The 17,555-nt window shown below is 43.8% G+C and carries 16 protein-coding genes; 4 read left to right on the top strand and 12 right to left on the bottom strand.

The features are described 5' to 3' along the window. The first annotated feature begins 51 nt into the window (after nucleotides 1–51). Both H9L11_RS01100 and H9L11_RS01095 read left to right on the top strand, forming a co-directional pair. The gene (locus tag H9L11_RS01100; protein ID WP_064376491.1) at nucleotides 52–762 is read left to right on the top strand and encodes a hypothetical protein; all 711 of its coding nucleotides are present in this window, start codon (nucleotides 52–54) and stop codon (nucleotides 760–762) included. A 152-nt stretch (nucleotides 763–914) separates the two neighbouring features. Then, nucleotides 915–1,115: a DUF4250 domain-containing protein gene (locus H9L11_RS01095; RefSeq protein ID WP_005376762.1), complete on the top strand. Its 201-nt coding sequence runs from the start codon at nucleotides 915–917 to the stop codon at nucleotides 1,113–1,115. A 21-nt stretch (nucleotides 1,116–1,136) separates the two neighbouring features. On the opposite strand, the gene metR is transcribed toward H9L11_RS01095, so the two are convergent. Beyond that, entirely contained in the window at nucleotides 1,137–2,048 is a 912-nt protein-coding gene (gene metR, locus H9L11_RS01090) for an HTH-type transcriptional regulator MetR (protein WP_005386724.1), read from the bottom strand. Between the two features lie 278 nt (nucleotides 2,049–2,326). Between metR and metE the strand changes: the two genes are divergently transcribed. Continuing rightward, the gene (metE, locus tag H9L11_RS01085; protein WP_085569780.1) at nucleotides 2,327–4,609 is read left to right on the top strand and encodes a 5-methyltetrahydropteroyltriglutamate--homocysteine S-methyltransferase; all 2,283 of its coding nucleotides are present in this window, start codon (nucleotides 2,327–2,329) and stop codon (nucleotides 4,607–4,609) included. Between the two features lie 133 nt (nucleotides 4,610–4,742). Here the strand turns inward: metE and H9L11_RS01080 are convergent, their stop codons facing one another. The 8 genes from H9L11_RS01080 to H9L11_RS01045 form a co-directional block, all read right to left on the bottom strand. Continuing rightward, nucleotides 4,743–5,135 carry a GspS/AspS pilotin family protein gene (locus H9L11_RS01080; RefSeq protein ID WP_005386726.1) on the bottom strand — a complete coding sequence of 131 codons (393 nt, stop codon included), beginning with the start codon at nucleotides 5,133–5,135 and terminating at the stop codon, nucleotides 4,743–4,745. A 3-nt stretch (nucleotides 5,136–5,138) separates the two neighbouring features. Beyond that, nucleotides 5,139–5,435, bottom strand: a complete 297-nt coding sequence (locus tag H9L11_RS01075) for a YciI family protein (protein ID WP_005386727.1) — start codon at nucleotides 5,433–5,435, stop codon at nucleotides 5,139–5,141. A 115-nt stretch (nucleotides 5,436–5,550) separates the two neighbouring features. Further along, nucleotides 5,551–5,946: an acyl-CoA thioester hydrolase YciA gene (gene yciA / locus H9L11_RS01070; RefSeq protein ID WP_005376768.1), complete on the bottom strand. Its 396-nt coding sequence runs from the start codon at nucleotides 5,944–5,946 to the stop codon at nucleotides 5,551–5,553. Nucleotides 5,947–6,171: 225 nt separating this feature from the next. Then, nucleotides 6,172–6,735 (bottom strand): septation protein A, encoded by a 564-nt coding sequence (locus tag H9L11_RS01065; RefSeq protein WP_205390935.1) that lies wholly within the window; start codon nucleotides 6,733–6,735, stop codon nucleotides 6,172–6,174. 198 nt (nucleotides 6,736–6,933) lie between these two features. After that, nucleotides 6,934–7,176, bottom strand: coding sequence for a hypothetical protein (locus H9L11_RS01060; RefSeq protein WP_017634694.1), 243 nt, complete (start codon nucleotides 7,174–7,176; stop codon nucleotides 6,934–6,936). Nucleotides 7,177–7,287: 111 nt separating this feature from the next. Then, nucleotides 7,288–9,828: a hybrid sensor histidine kinase/response regulator gene (locus tag H9L11_RS01055; protein WP_205390934.1), complete on the bottom strand. Its 2,541-nt coding sequence runs from the start codon at nucleotides 9,826–9,828 to the stop codon at nucleotides 7,288–7,290. Continuing rightward, on the bottom strand, nucleotides 9,821–11,005 hold the full coding sequence (locus H9L11_RS01050; RefSeq protein WP_205390933.1) for an acyl-homoserine-lactone synthase: 1,185 nt from the start codon (nucleotides 11,003–11,005) through the stop codon (nucleotides 9,821–9,823). Before H9L11_RS01050 ends, H9L11_RS01055 begins: the two co-directional genes overlap by 8 nt. 156 nt (nucleotides 11,006–11,161) lie before the next feature. Further along, on the bottom strand, nucleotides 11,162–12,421 hold the full coding sequence (locus tag H9L11_RS01045) for a dicarboxylate/amino acid:cation symporter (protein WP_005376774.1): 1,260 nt from the start codon (nucleotides 12,419–12,421) through the stop codon (nucleotides 11,162–11,164). A gap of 543 nt (nucleotides 12,422–12,964) precedes the next feature. Here H9L11_RS01045 and H9L11_RS01040 point away from each other — a divergent pair. Then, the gene (locus tag H9L11_RS01040) at nucleotides 12,965–14,506 is read left to right on the top strand and encodes a long-chain fatty acid--CoA ligase (protein WP_054577046.1); all 1,542 of its coding nucleotides are present in this window, start codon (nucleotides 12,965–12,967) and stop codon (nucleotides 14,504–14,506) included. A 126-nt stretch (nucleotides 14,507–14,632) separates the two neighbouring features. On the opposite strand, the gene H9L11_RS01035 is transcribed toward H9L11_RS01040, so the two are convergent. The 3 genes from H9L11_RS01035 to trpB all read right to left on the bottom strand — a co-directional run bounded on the left by H9L11_RS01035 (nucleotide 14,633) and on the right by trpB (nucleotide 17,521). After that, entirely contained in the window at nucleotides 14,633–15,328 is a 696-nt protein-coding gene (locus H9L11_RS01035) for a Crp/Fnr family transcriptional regulator (RefSeq protein ID WP_005376777.1), read from the bottom strand. A 196-nt stretch (nucleotides 15,329–15,524) separates the two neighbouring features. Continuing rightward, nucleotides 15,525–16,331: a tryptophan synthase subunit alpha gene (gene trpA, locus H9L11_RS01030; RefSeq protein ID WP_005376778.1), complete on the bottom strand. Its 807-nt coding sequence runs from the start codon at nucleotides 16,329–16,331 to the stop codon at nucleotides 15,525–15,527. Next, nucleotides 16,331–17,521, bottom strand: coding sequence for a tryptophan synthase subunit beta (trpB, locus tag H9L11_RS01025; protein WP_005376781.1), 1,191 nt, complete (start codon nucleotides 17,519–17,521; stop codon nucleotides 16,331–16,333). Before trpB ends, trpA begins: the two co-directional genes overlap by 1 nt. Nucleotides 17,522–17,555: the final 34 nt, after the last annotated feature.

The raw sequence follows: 17,555 nt of genomic DNA, 5'->3' as shown, positions 1-17,555 counted from the left end.
CCGACTTTCGGTGGTTTGGCGATAGTTGATTTGATATTATCGCCCCCCAAAATGACTTTTGAGCGTGCATTCAACATGATTCAACAATTGCTGGTTACTTTCCCTCCGATGCTATTTGGCGCACAAGCGCTACTGACTTTGCTTCTAATCAAGGGCGATATTTGTCCTGGTCAGCGAGGACGTCTTCATAAAATGTTGCCTGCAGTAGCTGTATTGTGGCTCGCTGTTGCGTCACTTCGCATTGAAGCATTTATGATCGTGTTTGCTATTTTCTACTTCTATTCTCAGGTTCAAACCAAGAAAACGCGTGAAAAAGGGCCACTATGGGCGATGTATTTAGCGAATGGTTTGGCCTTTGCGTATGTGAGTATTCAAGTATTTGAGCAATCAAGCTGGCCAGCATCGATAGCGATAGCGCTAATGATATTTTTCCTTGGGGCGTCATTTTCTCAATTGCTGCTTACGATAGCTCGCAGCAGATTACAGGCATTTCACCGTATTTTACCAGTTACGGGCATTGTGTCTGGAATGCTATTAGTCATCGCAACGTTGTTTGCTTCTTACCAGTTAAATGAAGCTGCACTGAACGCTGCAACACAGCCAATCTTGCTGTCTTTAGCTATGTTAATTTCTTCAATTATTGTGTGGTGTTGGCATATTTTTACGCATAAGAAACCAGAAAAGGTGCAACTGAGCGTTGCCTTGTTGCTAGCACTCGCGTCGATGACGAGCCTGCAAGGTTTATTCTCTCTCGCGGCTTAACCTCTATTCTAAAGACAAAGCTAGACGGCTTATATCCAAGTGCTTTCTTGGTGCTTGGGTATAAGGTGATCACGTTTTAGATCGCACTCACTTTAAATTCGCGTGATTACTACTACGCTTATTTATATACCTTGTCCAAGAGGAGAGTCGCGATGGATTTAAGCAATGTAGGTAATCTGGACAGCACTATTTTGCTAGGTATCGTCAACGAAAAGCTACGTTTAGAGTGCGACAGTTTTGACGAGTTAGTATCAGTGTATGAGATGGATGTAGAGTCTGTAGTCGGCAAGCTTGATATGCTCGGTTATCAGTACGATCCATTGACTAACCAATTTAAAGCATATCAACGCTAAGCCTTTCATAATCCAAATCTTTTAAGCCACCTTGATTCCGTCAAGGTGGCTTTTACATTGTAGCCTCGCGGTTGCGAAAAAAGCTTGTAAGTAACGCTTTTCTTTCTCTGAGTGACGCGTTGCAGCAAACAAGCGACGCCATAAGCCTTGGCCGAAAGGTTTACTGGTAATAAGACCTTGGCGAGAAAATTCAGAAATCGCCCAATTGGGTAGTGCCGCCACCCCTAATCCAGCAGAGACCATCTGAACTAACATGAGAGTGTTGTCGGCTTGCTTCCATTTCGCAGGTTCTATTCCTGCTGGCTGAAGAAAGTGTTTTACGACGTCTAGCCTTTGTTTTTGAACCGGATAAGAGAGCATGGTTTGATCTGCGAGATCTTGCGGCTCAATAATTTCTTTTTCCGCCAATGGGTGGTTGGTTGCGGTAATTAAACGCATTTCAAAGTCGAATAGAGGCTCGTAGTGGACTTCGGATCGAGGTTGGATATCGGAAGTAATAACGAGATCGAGTTCGCCTGCCAATAGAGCTGGGAGTGGTTCAAAGCCAAAACCAGAGGAAAAGTCCAATGTTACGCTAGGCCAAGCAAGTTGGTACTCCCTAAGTGCAGGCATTAGCCATTGGAAGCAAGAGTGACATTCAATGGCCATATGTAATCGGCCATTGACGTCTTCTTTCAAGCTCGCTAAATCATTTTCTGCTCTTGCGAGTTTCGGAAGGATATCTTCTGCAAGACGCAATAGGATTTCTCCCTCTGAAGTGAACTTCACCGGACGAGTCTTTCTCAGGAACAGTTGCCCTCCAATTCGCGCCTCCAAATCTTTGATCTGATGAGACAGTGCCGACTGAGTGAGATGTAAAGCGGTCGCTGTTGCCGTTAGAGAGCCAGTGTCTCGAAGCGAAGTGAGTGTCCGCAAATGTTTTAGCTCTATCATGAATTCCTTTCATCCTTTGTTGCTCGCTATGAACAGAATAGCAATCGTGTAAATAACTTAACGACAAAAAATGGATATGTAAACGTCTAGACGTCTATTTGTTGTGTTTATTTGCGAATCATGTCGCCTCATGATGAATTTTTTTAATAAACAAGTTGAATAAATGGACGTTGTTCAAACCGCAGATGAGAGCGATAGTTTAGCCATCCAGACATCTTTCATGACGAAAGATACTCTGACCCAAACAAATTAAACAAGATTGAAAAAGGAATAGGGACATGGCTACAACAACGCACGTACTAGGTTATCCACGCATCGGTGAAAAACGAGAATTAAAATTCGTTCAGGAAAAATACTGGCGCGGAGAAATTGATCAAGCAGAGCTTAAAAAGGTTGGAGCAGATCTGCGCGCTAAAAACTGGCAAACGCAAACAGATGCTGGCTTGAGTTTTACCACCGCTGGCGATTTTGCTTGGTACGATCATGTACTGACGACCACGTTGTTACTGGGTCACGTGCCAAAACGTCACGCAGACGGTTTCCCTGATTTGGATACGCTATTCAAAGTGGGTCGCGGTCAATCTCAAGCGGGTTGCGGCTGTGCGGGCGCTGCAGCATCGGATATGACTAAATGGTTCAACACAAACTACCACTACATCGTACCTGAATTTAGCAAGGACGATACATTTGAAGTGAGTTGGCCTCAACTGTTTGAAGAAGTCAACGAAGCAACCCAAGCTGGGCATAAAGTGAAGCCAGTTTTGCTTGGTCCAGTCAGTTATCTTTACTTAGGTAAAGAGGTAGAAGAAGGGTTCGATCGCCTGACGCTACTGCCACGATTGCTTACGGCTTACCAAGCTATTTTGGCAAAGCTCGCAAGTCAAGGTGTTGAGTGGGTTCAGATTGATGAGCCAATTTTGTCACTGGAGCTAGAAAGCAAATGGGCTGATGCGTTCAAGCTAGCGTACCAAGTGATTCGAAGCGATGTAAAAGTGCTGCTAACGACGTACTTTGACTCTATAAGCGATACGCTAGACAAAATTGTAAAGCTACCAGTGGATGGTTTACATATCGATTTATCTGCCGCGCCTCAGCAGCTTGACGACGTGGTTGCCAAACTACCGGAGGGGTGGGTGCTGTCTGCTGGCGTGGTCAACGGTCGTAACGTGTGGCGCTCGGATTTGAGTGCGCAACTTGAACGTCTACAGCCAGTAAAAGAAAAACTGGGCGACAACCTTTGGGTTGCGAGCTCATGCTCTTTGCTACATAGCCCGGTTGATCTGGAACAGGAAACAGAACTCAGTGAGGAAGTGAAAAGCTGGTTTGCGTTCGCAAAACAAAAAGTAACAGAAGTCGCCTTGCTTGGCCGCGCACTCGATGGTGATCAAGATGCGATTCTCGCTTGTGATACCTACAGCCAGCCAATCAAAGCACGTAAAACGGCAACGCATGTGAATAAGCCACAAGTTCAAGCACGTTTAAACAGTATTACTGCGTCACTTGCCGAGCGCAGCGCACCTTACGCGGAGCGTGCTGCGCATCAAGCTGAAGTCTTGGGCTTGCCTTTGTTGCCAACAACGACAATCGGCTCTTTTCCTCAAACGGATGAAATCCGGGTGCAGCGCAGCGCTTATCGTACAGGTCAATTATCTGAGTCTGAATATATCCAAGCACTTAAAGGACATATTGCTGACGCAGTAAAACGTCAAGAGGCGCTCGACCTAGATGTGCTAGTTCATGGTGAAGCAGAGCGTAACGACATGGTGGAATACTTCGCTGAGAACTTGGCGGGTTTTCAAACGACCAAATTTGGTTGGGTACAGAGTTATGGTTCTCGCTGTGTGAAACCTGCCATTGTAGTTGCTGACATTGAACGTGAAAAACCGATCACAGTTGAATGGTCGACGTACGCACAATCGCTAACCAGCAAACAGATGAAAGGCATGTTGACTGGACCAGTAACGATTTTATGTTGGACGTTCCCACGTGAAGACATCACACGTCAAGAAATTGCGCAGCAACTTGCTTTGGCACTACGTGATGAGGTGTCTGACCTGCAAGATGCAGGCATCAATATCATTCAAATTGACGAGCCAGCCATTCGAGAAGGTTTACCACTCAAAAAACGCGATCACAAAGCGTACTTAGAATGGGCCGTAAATGCGTTTAAGGTCTCTGCGGCAAGTGCAAAACCAGAAACTCAGATTCACACTCATATGTGTTACAGCGAGTTCAATGAAATCATTGATTCGGTTGCGGCACTCGATGCGGACGTCATTACCATTGAAACATCTCGCTCAAATATGGAGCTGCTGAAAGCATTTGAAGAGTTCAATTACCCGAACGAAATTGGCCCTGGTGTTTATGACATTCACTCACCAAACATTCCTACGGAAGAATGGATTGAAGGTTTAATCAAGAAAGCGGCAGAAAAAATTCCGGCTCAACGTTTGTGGGTAAACCCAGATTGTGGTCTGAAAACACGAAACTGGAAGGAGACAGAAGCCGCATTGGCAAATCTGGTTTCAGCGGCGAAGAAGCTCCGTGCTGAGCTGGCGTAACACATCGTTGCAGCAAATAAAAACGGAGACTGTGGTCTCCGTTTTTCTATTCTTAATTGTTAACTTTCGTTTTCAGATTATCCAATAATAGCGAATCATCGTCTCATGCCGAAAGCAACAAAAATTACTGTAGCTACTTCACCTGAGTACAAGTCTGTGCGGAAACCAACTCATCTGCCATCAACTGACCGCGAGAATTACGTACCTTAATACGATACATCAAGCCCATATCAATTTGCTTGCGAACTTCTGGGTTGCTGCAGTAGGTATAGATACTGGTATTCAGTACTTGATTTAACGGCTTTGCACCGAGTGCGCCATCGTTATAAATCATCATCATCTCTACAACATTTTTGTTGGATGAGACACGCATTATTTGCAGTGGACCGTACTCTAAAGGGAGGCCCGCAGACAAGACTCCTGCTCGGTTTGATGCCATAAGCTCAAGTTGGCGCTGATTATCATCGGTTGATGAACAGCCAGCCAGAGCACCAAATACCAAGAAAAGACACAGTAATTTTTTCATAAATTAAAACACTTTTTTGAACGGTTTCACGATTACATGATCGTAAACACCAGCCGCTACATAAGGATCGGCTTCTGCCCACGCTTTAGCATCCTCTAGAGAAGCGAATTCAGCGATGACAGTTGAGCCCGTAAATCCAGCTTCACCAGGATTGTCAGAATCTATCGCAGGCATCGGACCAGCTGTAAGAAGGCGGCCTTCGTCTTGTAGCTTTTGTAAGCGATCCAAGTGTTGTGGGCGAACGCTCATGCGTTTTTCCAACGAGTTCTCAACGTCCTGTGAAAAGATGACATACCACATAGCATAGTTCCTTAATTGGTAGGGTAAAGTGTTAATTTAACGCCTTTTTTGTGTCTCTCACAAGTGAACAACAGAAAATGTGAGATCCTTTCTAACTGTTAGCGTTGTAGGTTGACTAATTCTGAACCGGACGCGGTTTACCTTCACTGTCAATGGCTACGTAGTTGAAGGTCGCATCACAAACCATGAAGCGTTCGCCAACACCGTGAGCTTTGACGGGTTTGACCCATACTTCCAAATCGACACTCATGGATGTGCGGCCGATCTTAGTGCATTCGCCGTAGCAGCATACGACATCGCCCACACCAACAGGTTTTTTGAACGTAATGCTTGATACCGAAACGGTGACAACGCGACCACAAGAGATCTCTTTTGCCAGAATCGCGCCTGCTAAGTCGAGCTGTGACATTATCCAACCGCCAAAAATATCGCCATTGGCGTTTGTATCTGCAGGCATTGCAAGGGTACGAAGCAGCATTTGACCTTTCGGAGAGCTAATTTCTTGACTCATTGTGACATCCTAAATCTTAAAGGCGCTCAAACTAAGCGCCAACATAGTAAATACCTAGAACCAAAGGTCCTTAAAAAACCGCAGATACCGGACCAGAGAAAGTTGGTTTACAGCAGCAAGAATGGTCTGAAAACGGTACGTTGTTTGAGCGGTTTACTGATACATGGAGCAAAACAGCGACCCTAAGGTCGCTGTGAAGTCGCGGATTATAGCAAAACTGAGTTTTTAATCATCAGTGGACACATCGGATGAGTTATTTTTTTGTTCTTTTGGCATGTGTTTATAAATGTAAAAGCCAGTCACAATCATGTAGGCAAATGTCGCGATCAACATTCCAAATACTTTGAAGTTAACCCAAACATCCAATGGCAATTCGTAAGCAATATAAATATTTAGGCCAGCGAAGAATGAGAAGAAGCCAACCCAAGCCCAGTTAATCTTTGCCCAAACAGCGTCAGGTAACGTAATTTCCTTGCCTAGCATACCTTTGATGGCTGATTTTCCCAATGCGTGGCTCACTGCTAAGCCAATCGCCAGAATCGCGTAAATGATGGTGACTTTCCACTTTATAAAATTGTCGTCGTGGAAGAAAAGGGTCATGCCGCCGAAGATAGTGACGATAACAAATGTTATTAGCTGTATCTTTTCGACTTTCTTATACAGCGCATAGGTGACGACAAGTTGAATGGCTGTTGCTACGATCAGTGCACCTGTCGCCACGTAGATGTCGTACAGCTTGTATAAAGCGAAGAAAACGATGAGTGGTATAAAGTCTAGGATCTGCTTCATGATGGCAAAATCTACCTAATTATTGAATTGAAGACAGTCTAACGGAATCTGACAAGATGTGAATACTGAGGAAGTTAAGGTAAGAATAGTAACGCTTAGTATATCGTACAGCCCGCAAGCTTCTTCCACGTCGAAACAGCAAATGGAAGGAATAAAAATTGCCGCGTGAAGCGGCAATAGAGTTGAGAGTTTTAAACCTTAAGCCACACGTTGATATTGGGAAATAAGCGTTTTTACATCTTCTAAATAGCCTTCCCGCAGTAAGTTATCGACCGTTGCTTCTAGCTCTTCGAGGGACATCGTGAAGCAAGTGGATTTACCAGTCATCAGGGTCAGATATTGATGATACTCTTCTTCTGTATAGTGGCCTAAGCGATCAAGTAACAGTGTTTTGATTCCATGATGAATCAAGCCGTAGTATGTATGTCGATGAAGTAACATGGCGATCTCCTTATCAAGCTCATACGCTACTCATTTGCAGCCTGCTTGACCTTCTGGATAATTCGATTTACTCCAATAATGCACATCTAGTGCCAATTCTATATTTGCAAATTAAAAAGTGCTGGAAGGTGCAAAATTCTCGTTCTGTAACCATCTTTGGATGACGACTTGAAGTGCATTTAACGTGGTGGGCTTTTCGAGCCTGTCATCCATGAGTGTCGAAATTAGCTCCAACTCTCTAGCTCCAGACTCACCAGATAAGGCAATGATTGGAACGGAGGATGTGATTTGCTTAATCCGCTGGCTGGCGTCAAATCCATTCATTACCGGCATTTGGACATCCATAAGAACGAGATCAATCTTGTGAGAGTGGAATAGTTCTACCGCAGAGGCTCCATTATTTGCTTGTAAGCTGTTGACTCCCAATCTTTTTAAATACATCTGTACCAAGGTGCGTTGCACCTCTTTGTCATCTACAATGAGCACTGTTGGTGCATCTTTACATACTTGTACGTGTTGAGCTGAATGATTTTCAGAATGTGATGCAGTTGCTTTCCAGCTATCAAAGTCCGGTGCTCTTAATGTCTCTGGTTTTGGTGCGTTTGGTACGACTGGGAAATACAAGTAGAATTCTGTGAACTCGTTCAATTCAGACTGGCACTCTATTCGTCCTCCGAAGGAGCGCATAACACGTTGGCAATAGCCCAAACCTAAGCCACTGCCTCCGCTTTTTTGATACGAGAAAAAGTCATCAAATATCTTGTGTAAGATACTGCTATCTATACCTGGCCCACTATCTCGGAAGATCAGAATGTTTTCGTAAGCCCCCGTCTGGGTACGAATCTCAATTTGACTGTCGGGATAAGAATCAAAATAGTAGATAGCGTTACGAATCAAATTGAAAATGACAAAGTTAAACAGGGTCTCATTTAACTTCGCGACAAAATCGTGTGCCTGTGGCAGGTTAATTCTCTCTATTATTTGATCGTTTTCAAAACCATAACGGCTTACTGCTTGGTCGATGGCTTTATGTATGGAAGTGAGAGCTAAAGGCTCATGCTCTGGTGAACTGTCGCTAACTTCTCGTAAAATAATATCGATAAGTTGTCTACCGCGTTGTATAGCGGCTTCACCTTTATCAATTTCTCTTTTTAGCGTATCCAGTGAGGCGTTTGACTCTATATGCTGTTTTAAAGCTTCAAATTGTAATTGTACTTGAGCGAGAGGGTTACGCATTTCATGTGCAATGGAGTTAGCCAGCGCACGGCTTTGGCGTACCTTTCTATCGGCTTCAATGGTGCTCTGGATGCGAACTAATAACGTTTGCAGAGCTGAGATTTCTTCATTAGAAAACAGCTTATTATCTATTTTATGTGAAGAAATTAGTAAGTGAGTAACAGACTTTCCACGACCGAAGAGAGGCATAACGAGCGCAGTATTGCTTGAGCGCATGCGCTCGTAGAGCTTTCTCATCGACCCTTTAGAAGAGGAGGCATAATCAATTTCTTCAGACAACTCATCTAGCACGAGAACTGACTTGCTTGACGGCAGGTACTCTTCGTAAAACGTTTCTGTGTAATTGCTAGTGACTAGCTGTAGATTGTTGTTTGGTATGTTAAGTAACGATGCCAACTGACGCATAGCATCATCTATTGAGCGTTTAAACTCTTCCTCTAACCCAAGGATTTGCTGAACGGGAGTGTGTCGTTTCCCATAAATAAAATACGAAGCGAAACGACTGACTCGCTTAAAAAGCAAGTGCCAAGTGATACCGATAAGCGCACATAAAGGTACCGCAACAAGCCATTGGTTATCTTCAGAGATAGGAATAAATATCGCCCCTAGCGGCAGAACAAAAATGGCGCAGACTAAGAGCGCGCTTACCGTTAAGTACGTGAGATATTTAGCGCTGTAGAAGCGAGAGGTAAGTAGGGCATAGCCCACAAACAACATTTCGCTGATTGAAAGTGCTGGTGGTAACCAAGTTAGGGAGAAGTCGCCAAGGAAATACGTCATTCCAAGGTGTATCACTGCCGTAGATAACATGAATACCAAAATGCCAGCGATCATATAGTTGCTTTTTGCTAGCGTGAGCTTGCTGCTGTTAGCGCGCATGGCAATCAAGTTAAGCAGCGTTAGTACCACGAAAGCTAGCAAACTAATGAAAAAATATGAGGTATGTGGGCCAAATTCAATGACGAACTGGCTTGGACCACTAATGGTGACATTTTCGACAGTAAGATTCGGCACTAAGTTGATGTACAGTGAATACGTTGCTAGTGCGACAAAGACGACTTTTTGCCAGACTTTGACCGCTGTTTTTTTAACATCTGCGGTTAACTGGCAAGAAAAATAGAATGCAAACGCAAAGGCGAAAAAAGACGCTAAGTTCGCTAACTTAGCCATAAAAATGCCACCAACAGAGCCTAATTCTGGCAATAAATCGGTATGGAAATAGGCGTTACTGCTTATCCAAACAATGATACAGCTGGAATAAGCGATGTAAGGCGCGTGATGCGAGCCTAAGATTGATTCACTCTTCTGTTTTAGGCGATAGCAGTAATACAGTAGCCAAGCGAATACTATTAGTACAGTCGCGTACAATGCCATTGCTTTTGGGTAAAAGAGACCGTGCAAATGAACATCAAGCATGCTCATTCACCTTTTTATCCATTCTTTTTGTTCGTACGCAATGTTTGTAGTCGCGAAATTGTATGTCTTGAAATGCTTCAACCATCATACCTAAATTCCAGAAACCGCGGTATGTCTTGGTACCGTCACCGTTAATGTCGCGGTATCCTGAGTGAAAGTAGGCACTTAAATCAATAGATTGATAGAAATTTAACATAAATACTTGCTCAATAATGGTAAAGCCGAGCTTATAGCCTGCTTTATAGAGCTCGCTCATCATAGTTTTTTGCGCCAGATACAAAAAATACAGCTTTTGTTGGATGTTGCCTCCCACCGTAAGGCGCAGCACTTCGCAAACCGCTTCAGTGTTCTTTACATGAGATTGAAACTGAGCATCAAACCCAATAAGAGTGTGCTCATGAGTTAGAGCACGACACTCCAAAATACCCAGTTGATTGAGAACACTGTACCCATGATTAGGAAAGCAAAACTGCCATTGTTCGTTACTAAACTGTGGTGAGTAACTGAGCCAGTTATTTCGCTGATGCCAGCCTTGCACTAAAGTGGAGGAGACCATGATTGGTGAAGATGACGATTTGAGCAAGAGCGCAAAGTGCTGCCCTTTTTGCGAGAGTGATAAAAGAGGCAAGATTTCAAACCATTGTTCAGTTTGGACGAAAAGCTCAAGATTACTCAGTGTGATCGCTTTGGAAATCGGCATTAACGCTGCATGATTTGGCAGCATTACCTCAAGATCGCAATCTGCGATATCTTCAATTAACACGCTAGTATAGCTGTGGTCGTCAAACGGAAGCGGAGTAGGAATCGCAGCTTCGTTTGAAGGATATTTTTGCTTGATTGCTTCGATCTCGCATTGACACCAGAAAACCATCCAATGCGGGTAACAATCTGCGGCAAGTTGTTCAAGTAAATGAATCTCTTTGGAGAAACCTGTCGGATACTGTTGCACTAAATCTCGATAATCCATTAACTCAAATAGTGCAGAAAGACTTTTTGATGCGTGTTTAGGAAAGAGAGATTTAAGCAGTTTTATTCGATACAGAGCAACCTGTTGAAAAAGAGCATCTCGTTTTTGTTTCGTTAGGGTAAGAATAACTGAGTCAACCAGTGCCTGCTGCTTTGATTCGATCGGCAAATTTGTTTTGGTGAGATATTCCAAAGATTGCTCAAGACTCATGATATAACCTAGTTCTAACGTTTTGTTATATTTTGTAATGGTTTATATCATTTTGAAAAATTTATGCCATCGGTTTCTATTTGTATAGTTACGTAATGCAAGAAAAGACAAAAAAACCGCTCATTATGAGCGGTTTTTGGTCTATTCAAGAAAGGGTTAGGCTTCTTGCTTTTTTAGCTCAGCTTCTGCCGTTTCTTCTTCAATTAGCGCATCAACGATAACTGCACATGCAGCATCACCTGTGATGTTCAGTGCTGTACGAATCATATCGAAAATACGGTCAAGAGCGAATAGCAGCGGTAGACCTTCAATTGGAATGCCAGCGGCAAGAAGCACGGCAACCACTAGGAAAGAAGGGCCAGGAACACCCGCTTGACCAACCGCACCCAATGTAGACGTTACGATAATTGCAATGTAAGCGCCCATGCCTAGATCGATATTGAACAGTTGAGCAAAGAAGATAGCAACCAAGCCATAGTAAATCGCATTACCTGACATGTTGATCGTTGCGCCTAGAGGCAGAACAAATGATGCAGTTGAATTTTTTACGCCCAGCTCTTTTTCACAGGTGTCCATTGTGACAGGCAGTGTTGCCATAGAAGACGCTGTTGAAAGCGCAACTGCTTGCGGTTTCTTCATTGAAGACAGGAATTTCTTCGCAGATGTCTTCGTGAAAACATGCACCATTGCTGGGTAAACAACGAAACCGAAGATTAGGATGGCGGCAACGTAAACAACGAACAGTTTAAACACCACCATTAGCGCACCAAAACCGAACGTACCGACGGCTTCTGCCATCAGACCAAATACACCGATAGGTGCAATGATCATTACTTTGTTGATCATCCAAACCATTGCGTCAACGATGCAGTTAACACCATTGATGATTGGTTCACGACGTTCTTTTGCTTGCTTAGAAATCGCAATACCAAAGAACATACAGAAAACGAGGATCTGTAGGATGTTTGCTTCATTTAGTGATTGGAAAACGTTGGTTGGGATCATACCAGTGATGGTTGCCCAGAAAGTAGGTAGTTCACCTTTTGAAGCGTATTCTGCTGAGAACATGCCTTCAACGCCAGAGACGTCGATACCCATGCCTGGTTGGAATACTTCACCCATAAATAGTGCAAGCGCAACGGCTAGGGCGGATGTTAAACCAAAATAACCTAGAGTGACGATACCAACTTTACCTGCTGACTGGCTGTTCCCAAGACCAGCGGCGCCAGAAATCAAGGCTACAGCGACCAAAGGAATAACCAACATTTTGATTAAGTTGATAAAGATAGCACCTAAAGGAGCGAACACTGTCGCATCATGACCCATCATGGCACCAACGGCTGTGCCCACGATCATGGCGATTACGACTTGTACGCCAATGTTGTTTAGCAAACTCTTTTCTTTTAACACTTCCATAACCTCTGTGCTAATAAAATGTAAAATCCTAAAATTACCCACTAACCATAAATGGATTTACGGATAATTATCTCGCCTTGCTTTTTACACTTATCGTTTACAATTGGCAATATGCAGCAAGGTATTATTGATGGATTAATCGATATTTTATTGACGAACGATAAAGTTTTGTTCAATAGCAAACGTTTGCTATTGATTTTTCTTATAAGGGTCGCGCTTAGGATTGTTCAAGTTTATTTTTCTTTATTTGTTTTCTTTTTGTTAATTTTAACCGCTTTTGTATTTGCTATTGCAGTCAGAGTTTTTAGTGACTTGGGTTGATATTTATAACAATTCATCTCTTTCAAGCTCACACTTTTATTAATTTGCCTTCTGAAATGTTAATTGCTTTACATTCTTGGCTCTAATTGCGTTGTAAACATAATGTTAAATTGTAATGACTGGTGAGACTCAAATGCTGACGATCCAGTGTTAGAGATAACTTGCTTAGTTAATGCTCCTGAGCTGATTAGACGAGAAAGACAAGTAAGAGGTGAAGAGACTATGATGAATCTTGCTGCTGCGTTACAAAGAAATGCTGCGAGTAAACCAGATAAAACGGCGTTGATATGTGGCACTGAAAAGATAAATTATGCGCAGTTTGATGCGATCGCCGGCAAGATCGCAGCGTCTTTAATCAATAAAGGCGTAAAGCCAGGTGACCGCGTTGCGATTTCATGCCCAAACATTCCTTTTTTCGCGTTTGTTTATTATGCAATACAAAAAGCTGGCGCGGTTGCAGTCCCATTAAATGTGCTTTTGAAAGCGCGAGAAATTAAGTATCACTTAGAAGATTCAAAAGCGAAGTTTTATTTCTGCTTTGAAGGGACGAAAGAACTGCCAATGGCAAAAGAGGGTGTCAAAGCCTTTGAACAAGTCGATACATGCGAAGGCATAGTCGTATTGACTCAATCTCAAGATGAAAGCTATTGGAATGGTGTAATAACTCTCAATGCGTTTATAGCCGATGTCCAACCGTTGCCGGATTATATACCGCGTAATGCGGATGATACATGTGTGATTTTGTATACATCAGGGACGACAGGCTTACCAAAAGGCGCTGAACTGACTCAGCAGAACATCATAATGAACGCTCTGGTGGCACAAAACATTATGGGCAGCCAGGCCGATGATATTCACTTAGTAACTTTGCCTTTATTTCATACATTTGGTCAAACCGTCCACTTAAATGCTAGTGTTTTGGGCGGGGCAACATTGGTGTTAGTGCCTAGGTTTGAGCCTAAACATGTTCTTGAGCTGGTGGAAAAACATAGGGTGACGATATTTGCTGGTGTGCCAACGATGTACATCGGTCTGCTTCATGTGCAGCATCAATTTGATACCTCGTCATTGCGTGTTGCAGTAAGCGGTGGTGCGCCATTACCAACCGAAATCTTTCGAACCTTTGAAGAAACATTTAATGTGCCGATCTTAGAAGGATACGGGTTGTCGGAGACAAGTCCTATTGCATGTTTTAATCATTTAGATCAGGAGCGAATACCAGGCTCGGTAGGTCAACCGGTTCAAGGCGTCGAAGTAAGAGTTATCGACATTGAAGGCAATGCACTACCGATAGGCGAAGAAGGTGAGATTGTTGTGCGTGGTCATAATGTTATGAAGGGATATCTTGACCGCCCAGAAGTTACTGAATCTGCGCTACAAAATGGTTGGTTCCATACTGGTGATGTGGGCCGCTTTGACAGTTCAGGTAATTTATTTATTGTCGATAGAATGAAAGATCTGATCATTCGAGGTGGATTTAATGTTTATCCCAGAGAAATTGAAGAAGTTTTCATGACTCATCCTGCCGTTTCAATGGTCGCGGTGATAGGGATTCCAAATGAAGAGTATGGCGAAGAGATAAAAGCCTACGTTGTACTTAAACCAAAAGAATACATTGACGCCGATTCATTACAAAAGTGGGGTAAAGAGCAATTAGCCTCGTTTAAATATCCTCGTTATGTCGAAATTCGTGAACACCTCCCGATGAGTGCGACAGGAAAGATTTTGAAACGTGAGTTGAAATCTGAATTGAATATAGCTTAGTTAATTCAATGGTTTTTGTGTCACAGCGCCACTTGCCTAAGCGCAAATGGTGTTGTGCTCTTGACCAATTAGATGCATAAGGTTTTTAGCTATCGTTAGACAATACTTACCGTTTGTTGAATGGATCTATTGCTCGAGTTCTTTAAAGTATTCTTCTAAGCGTTTCGGATTGGTAATGGTTACTGAGCCATAGTTTAGCTCTAGCATCCCAATACTTTCTAATCGTTTTAGTATCTTGTGTACGCTCTGACGAGTTAGCCCCATCATGTTAGCGATATGTTCTCTTGTTACCCTGACAACGCATGGTCGAGTATCGATCGCTTGATTAAGTTGGTATTCAGCAAGTAGCAGCAACCTTTTGGCGACTCGTTCTTCAATTCCTCTAATCGCGTCATCTTCGATAACAGAAATAGCAGACCACAAGCGGCGGCTAAGTAAGTCGAGTATAGTGGGGTAACTTTGAGGGTATTTGGCGAGTAATTGGCGAAATTTATCTCCAGGAAGCTCCATTACAGTCACGTCCGAATGCGCGGTCGCACCAAAAATACGAGGCATGCCGGGAGAAAAAACATTGTCTCCAAACCAGCCACCAGCTTCGAAAATCATCAGTGTGACTTCTTTGCCTTTTGAACTAATTGAGTTCACTCTCACTGCACCTTGAGCTATGACCATAAGAGAAGATTGAAGCGCACCTTTATTGCAAATCAGTGCTTTTTCGTCGAAGCAGCGAACCTTAGTCATTTGCGCTGCTTCACTAAGCCCTTTATCTGGCAGCCCTGATAGTACAGGACATTTGGCTAGCAGTGTTTTGACTTCTTCCATGTAGCAACCTTACTGCACATTGCTTTATTGAGTTAGTTAAGTTACCCAAGCTTAACACTCTTTGAGTGCTCTGCTTGAGATAGATTTGGAAAGTGCGGGCGTTGAACAAAAAATGACGTGGTATAAACGCGATAGTAAGAAAACGCCCACTAAACATAATGTTAAGCGGGCGTTGTTATGTCATATCAAACTGAAATTATTTTTGAGTGGCAGCTTTCATTGCAGAAACGAATTCACCTAGCTTGTCGAGCATAATTTGTGGCTGCTCAACGTTCGCTTCAATGATTTTTACCACGGCTGAACCAGAAATTGCACCAGCCGCACCAGATTCTAGTGCTTGTTTCACCTGTGCAGGCTCAGAGATGCCAAAACCAAGTAGCGCTGGTGGTGCATCAAATTGGTTCAGTCTATCGAGCATATGACCTACAGGCATGTTTGCTTTGGTTTCTGCGCCAGTAACACCTGCACGAGAGAGTAGGTAAGTGTAGCCGCCACCCAACTCTGATACTTGCTTCAGTGTTTCATCACTTGCCGTTGGTGGTGCGATGAAGATTGGGTGAATACCAAACTTTTCTGCAGCAGCAACAAATTCAGCACTTTCATTAGTTGGTACGTCTGCAATCAAAACAGAATCGATACCTGCTTTTGCACAACGCTCATAGAAGTTCTCGATACCACGAGAGTAAACAAGGTTCGCGTACATCAGAAGACCAATAGGCAACTCTGGGTACTTAGCTCGGATCTTACCGATTTGCTCGAAGCAGATATCTGGTGTTGCACCTGAATCTAACGCGCGAATGTTAGCGCCTTGGATGGTTGGGCCATCGGCTAGCGGATCTGAGAATGGAATACCAAGCTCAAGGGCATCTGCGCCAGACTCAACCAGTGTTTCCATGATTTTGTAAGACTGCTCTGCGTTTGGATCGCAAACCGTTACGAACGGTACAAATGCGCCTTGGTTCTTTTCGTTTAGGCGCGCAAACATCTTCTCATAACGGCTCATTAGATCGCTCCTTTTTCTTCTAGGATGGCATGTACAGTGAAGATATCTTTATCACCACGACCAGATAGGTTAACAACCAGCAATTGCTCTTTTTCTGGATTCTCACGTGCCATACGCAGTGCGTGTGCCACGGCGTGAGAAGATTCAAGTGCAGGGATGATGCCTTCATGGCGGGCAATTTCTTGGAATGCTTCTAGCGCTTCATCGTCTGTCACGTTGTCGTATTCAGCACGGCCAATTGCGTTTAGGTGTGCGTGCTGTGGACCAACTGAAGGGAAATCAAGGCCAGCAGATACCGAGTAAGACTCTTCTACTTGACCGTTTGGATCTTGCATCAATGGCGCTTTCATACCGAAGAAGATGCCTGTTTTACCATGCTTAAGTGGCGCGCCGTGCTGGTCAGTATCAATACCTTTACCTGCAGGCTCAACACCAATTAGGCGAACGCTTTCTTCTTCGATGAAGTCAGCAAACATACCAATCGCGTTTGAACCACCGCCCACACATGCGATAACCGCATCAGGAAGACGGCCTTCACGTGCCAAAATCTGATTCTTCGTTTCTTCACCAATCATGCGTTGGAAGTCACGCACGATGGTTGGGAATGGGTGAGGACCCGCCGCAGTACCTAGTAGGTAATGCGCATCTTCATAAGTTGCAGACCAGTCGCGTAGCGCTTCGTTACATGCATCTTTAAGTGTCGCTGAACCCGAGTGGACAGGAATAACTTCTGCGCCCATTAGCTTCATACGGAATACGTTCGGGCTTTGACGCTCAACGTCTTTTGCACCCATGTAAACGCGACACTTAAGGCCAAGTAGTGCACACGCTAGTGCGGTTGCAACACCGTGTTGGCCTGCGCCTGTTTCTGCGATGATTTCGTTTTTACCCATGCGTTTCGCAAGCAGAGCTTGACCTAACACTTGGTTGGTCTTGTGCGCGCCACCGTGAAGTAGGTCTTCACGTTTTAGGTACAGTTTGGTTTTCGTACCTTTGGTTAGGTTACGAGTTAGAGTCAAAGCCGTTGGACGGCCCGCATACTCTTGAAGAAGCGTCATGAACTCACTGCGGAATTCTGGATCTTCTTGCGCGTCGATAAACGCTTGCTCTAGTTGCTCCAGTGCTGGAACTAGAATTTGCGGAACGTACTGACCGCCGTATTCGCCAAAGTAGGCATTCAGTTTTGCCATCGTTATATTCCTTCTCGTATTTTTCGCTACGAAT

Origin of the sequence: Vibrio sp. sp1 (assembly GCF_016920955.1) — a bacterium.
GTDB lineage: Bacteria > Pseudomonadota > Gammaproteobacteria > Enterobacterales > Vibrionaceae > Vibrio > Vibrio alginolyticus.
The sequence above is the reverse complement of the archived record's forward strand: the minus strand, read 5'-3'. Positions and strand labels throughout refer to the sequence as shown.

Coding starts and splice junctions, on each gene's coding strand:
- H9L11_RS01100 (WP_064376491.1), top strand. CDS start 52: ATGACTTTTGAGCGTGCATTCAACATGATTCAACAATTGCTGGTTACT.
- H9L11_RS01095 (WP_005376762.1), top strand. CDS start 915: ATGGATTTAAGCAATGTAGGTAATCTGGACAGCACTATTTTGCTAGGT.
- metR (WP_005386724.1), bottom strand. CDS start 2,048: ATGATAGAGCTAAAACATTTGCGGACACTCACTTCGCTTCGAGACACT.
- metE (WP_085569780.1), top strand. CDS start 2,327: ATGGCTACAACAACGCACGTACTAGGTTATCCACGCATCGGTGAAAAA.
- H9L11_RS01080 (WP_005386726.1), bottom strand. CDS start 5,135: ATGAAAAAATTACTGTGTCTTTTCTTGGTATTTGGTGCTCTGGCTGGC.
- H9L11_RS01075 (WP_005386727.1), bottom strand. CDS start 5,435: ATGTGGTATGTCATCTTTTCACAGGACGTTGAGAACTCGTTGGAAAAA.
- yciA (WP_005376768.1), bottom strand. CDS start 5,946: ATGAGTCAAGAAATTAGCTCTCCGAAAGGTCAAATGCTGCTTCGTACC.
- H9L11_RS01065 (WP_205390935.1), bottom strand. CDS start 6,735: ATGAAGCAGATCCTAGACTTTATACCACTCATCGTTTTCTTCGCTTTA.
- H9L11_RS01060 (WP_017634694.1), bottom strand. CDS start 7,176: ATGTTACTTCATCGACATACATACTACGGCTTGATTCATCATGGAATC.
- H9L11_RS01055 (WP_205390934.1), bottom strand. CDS start 9,828: ATGCTTGATGTTCATTTGCACGGTCTCTTTTACCCAAAAGCAATGGCA.
- H9L11_RS01050 (WP_205390933.1), bottom strand. CDS start 11,005: ATGAGTCTTGAGCAATCTTTGGAATATCTCACCAAAACAAATTTGCCG.
- H9L11_RS01045 (WP_005376774.1), bottom strand. CDS start 12,421: ATGGAAGTGTTAAAAGAAAAGAGTTTGCTAAACAACATTGGCGTACAA.
- H9L11_RS01040 (WP_054577046.1), top strand. CDS start 12,965: ATGATGAATCTTGCTGCTGCGTTACAAAGAAATGCTGCGAGTAAACCA.
- H9L11_RS01035 (WP_005376777.1), bottom strand. CDS start 15,328: ATGGAAGAAGTCAAAACACTGCTAGCCAAATGTCCTGTACTATCAGGG.
- trpA (WP_005376778.1), bottom strand. CDS start 16,331: ATGAGCCGTTATGAGAAGATGTTTGCGCGCCTAAACGAAAAGAACCAA.
- trpB (WP_005376781.1), bottom strand. CDS start 17,521: ATGGCAAAACTGAATGCCTACTTTGGCGAATACGGCGGTCAGTACGTT.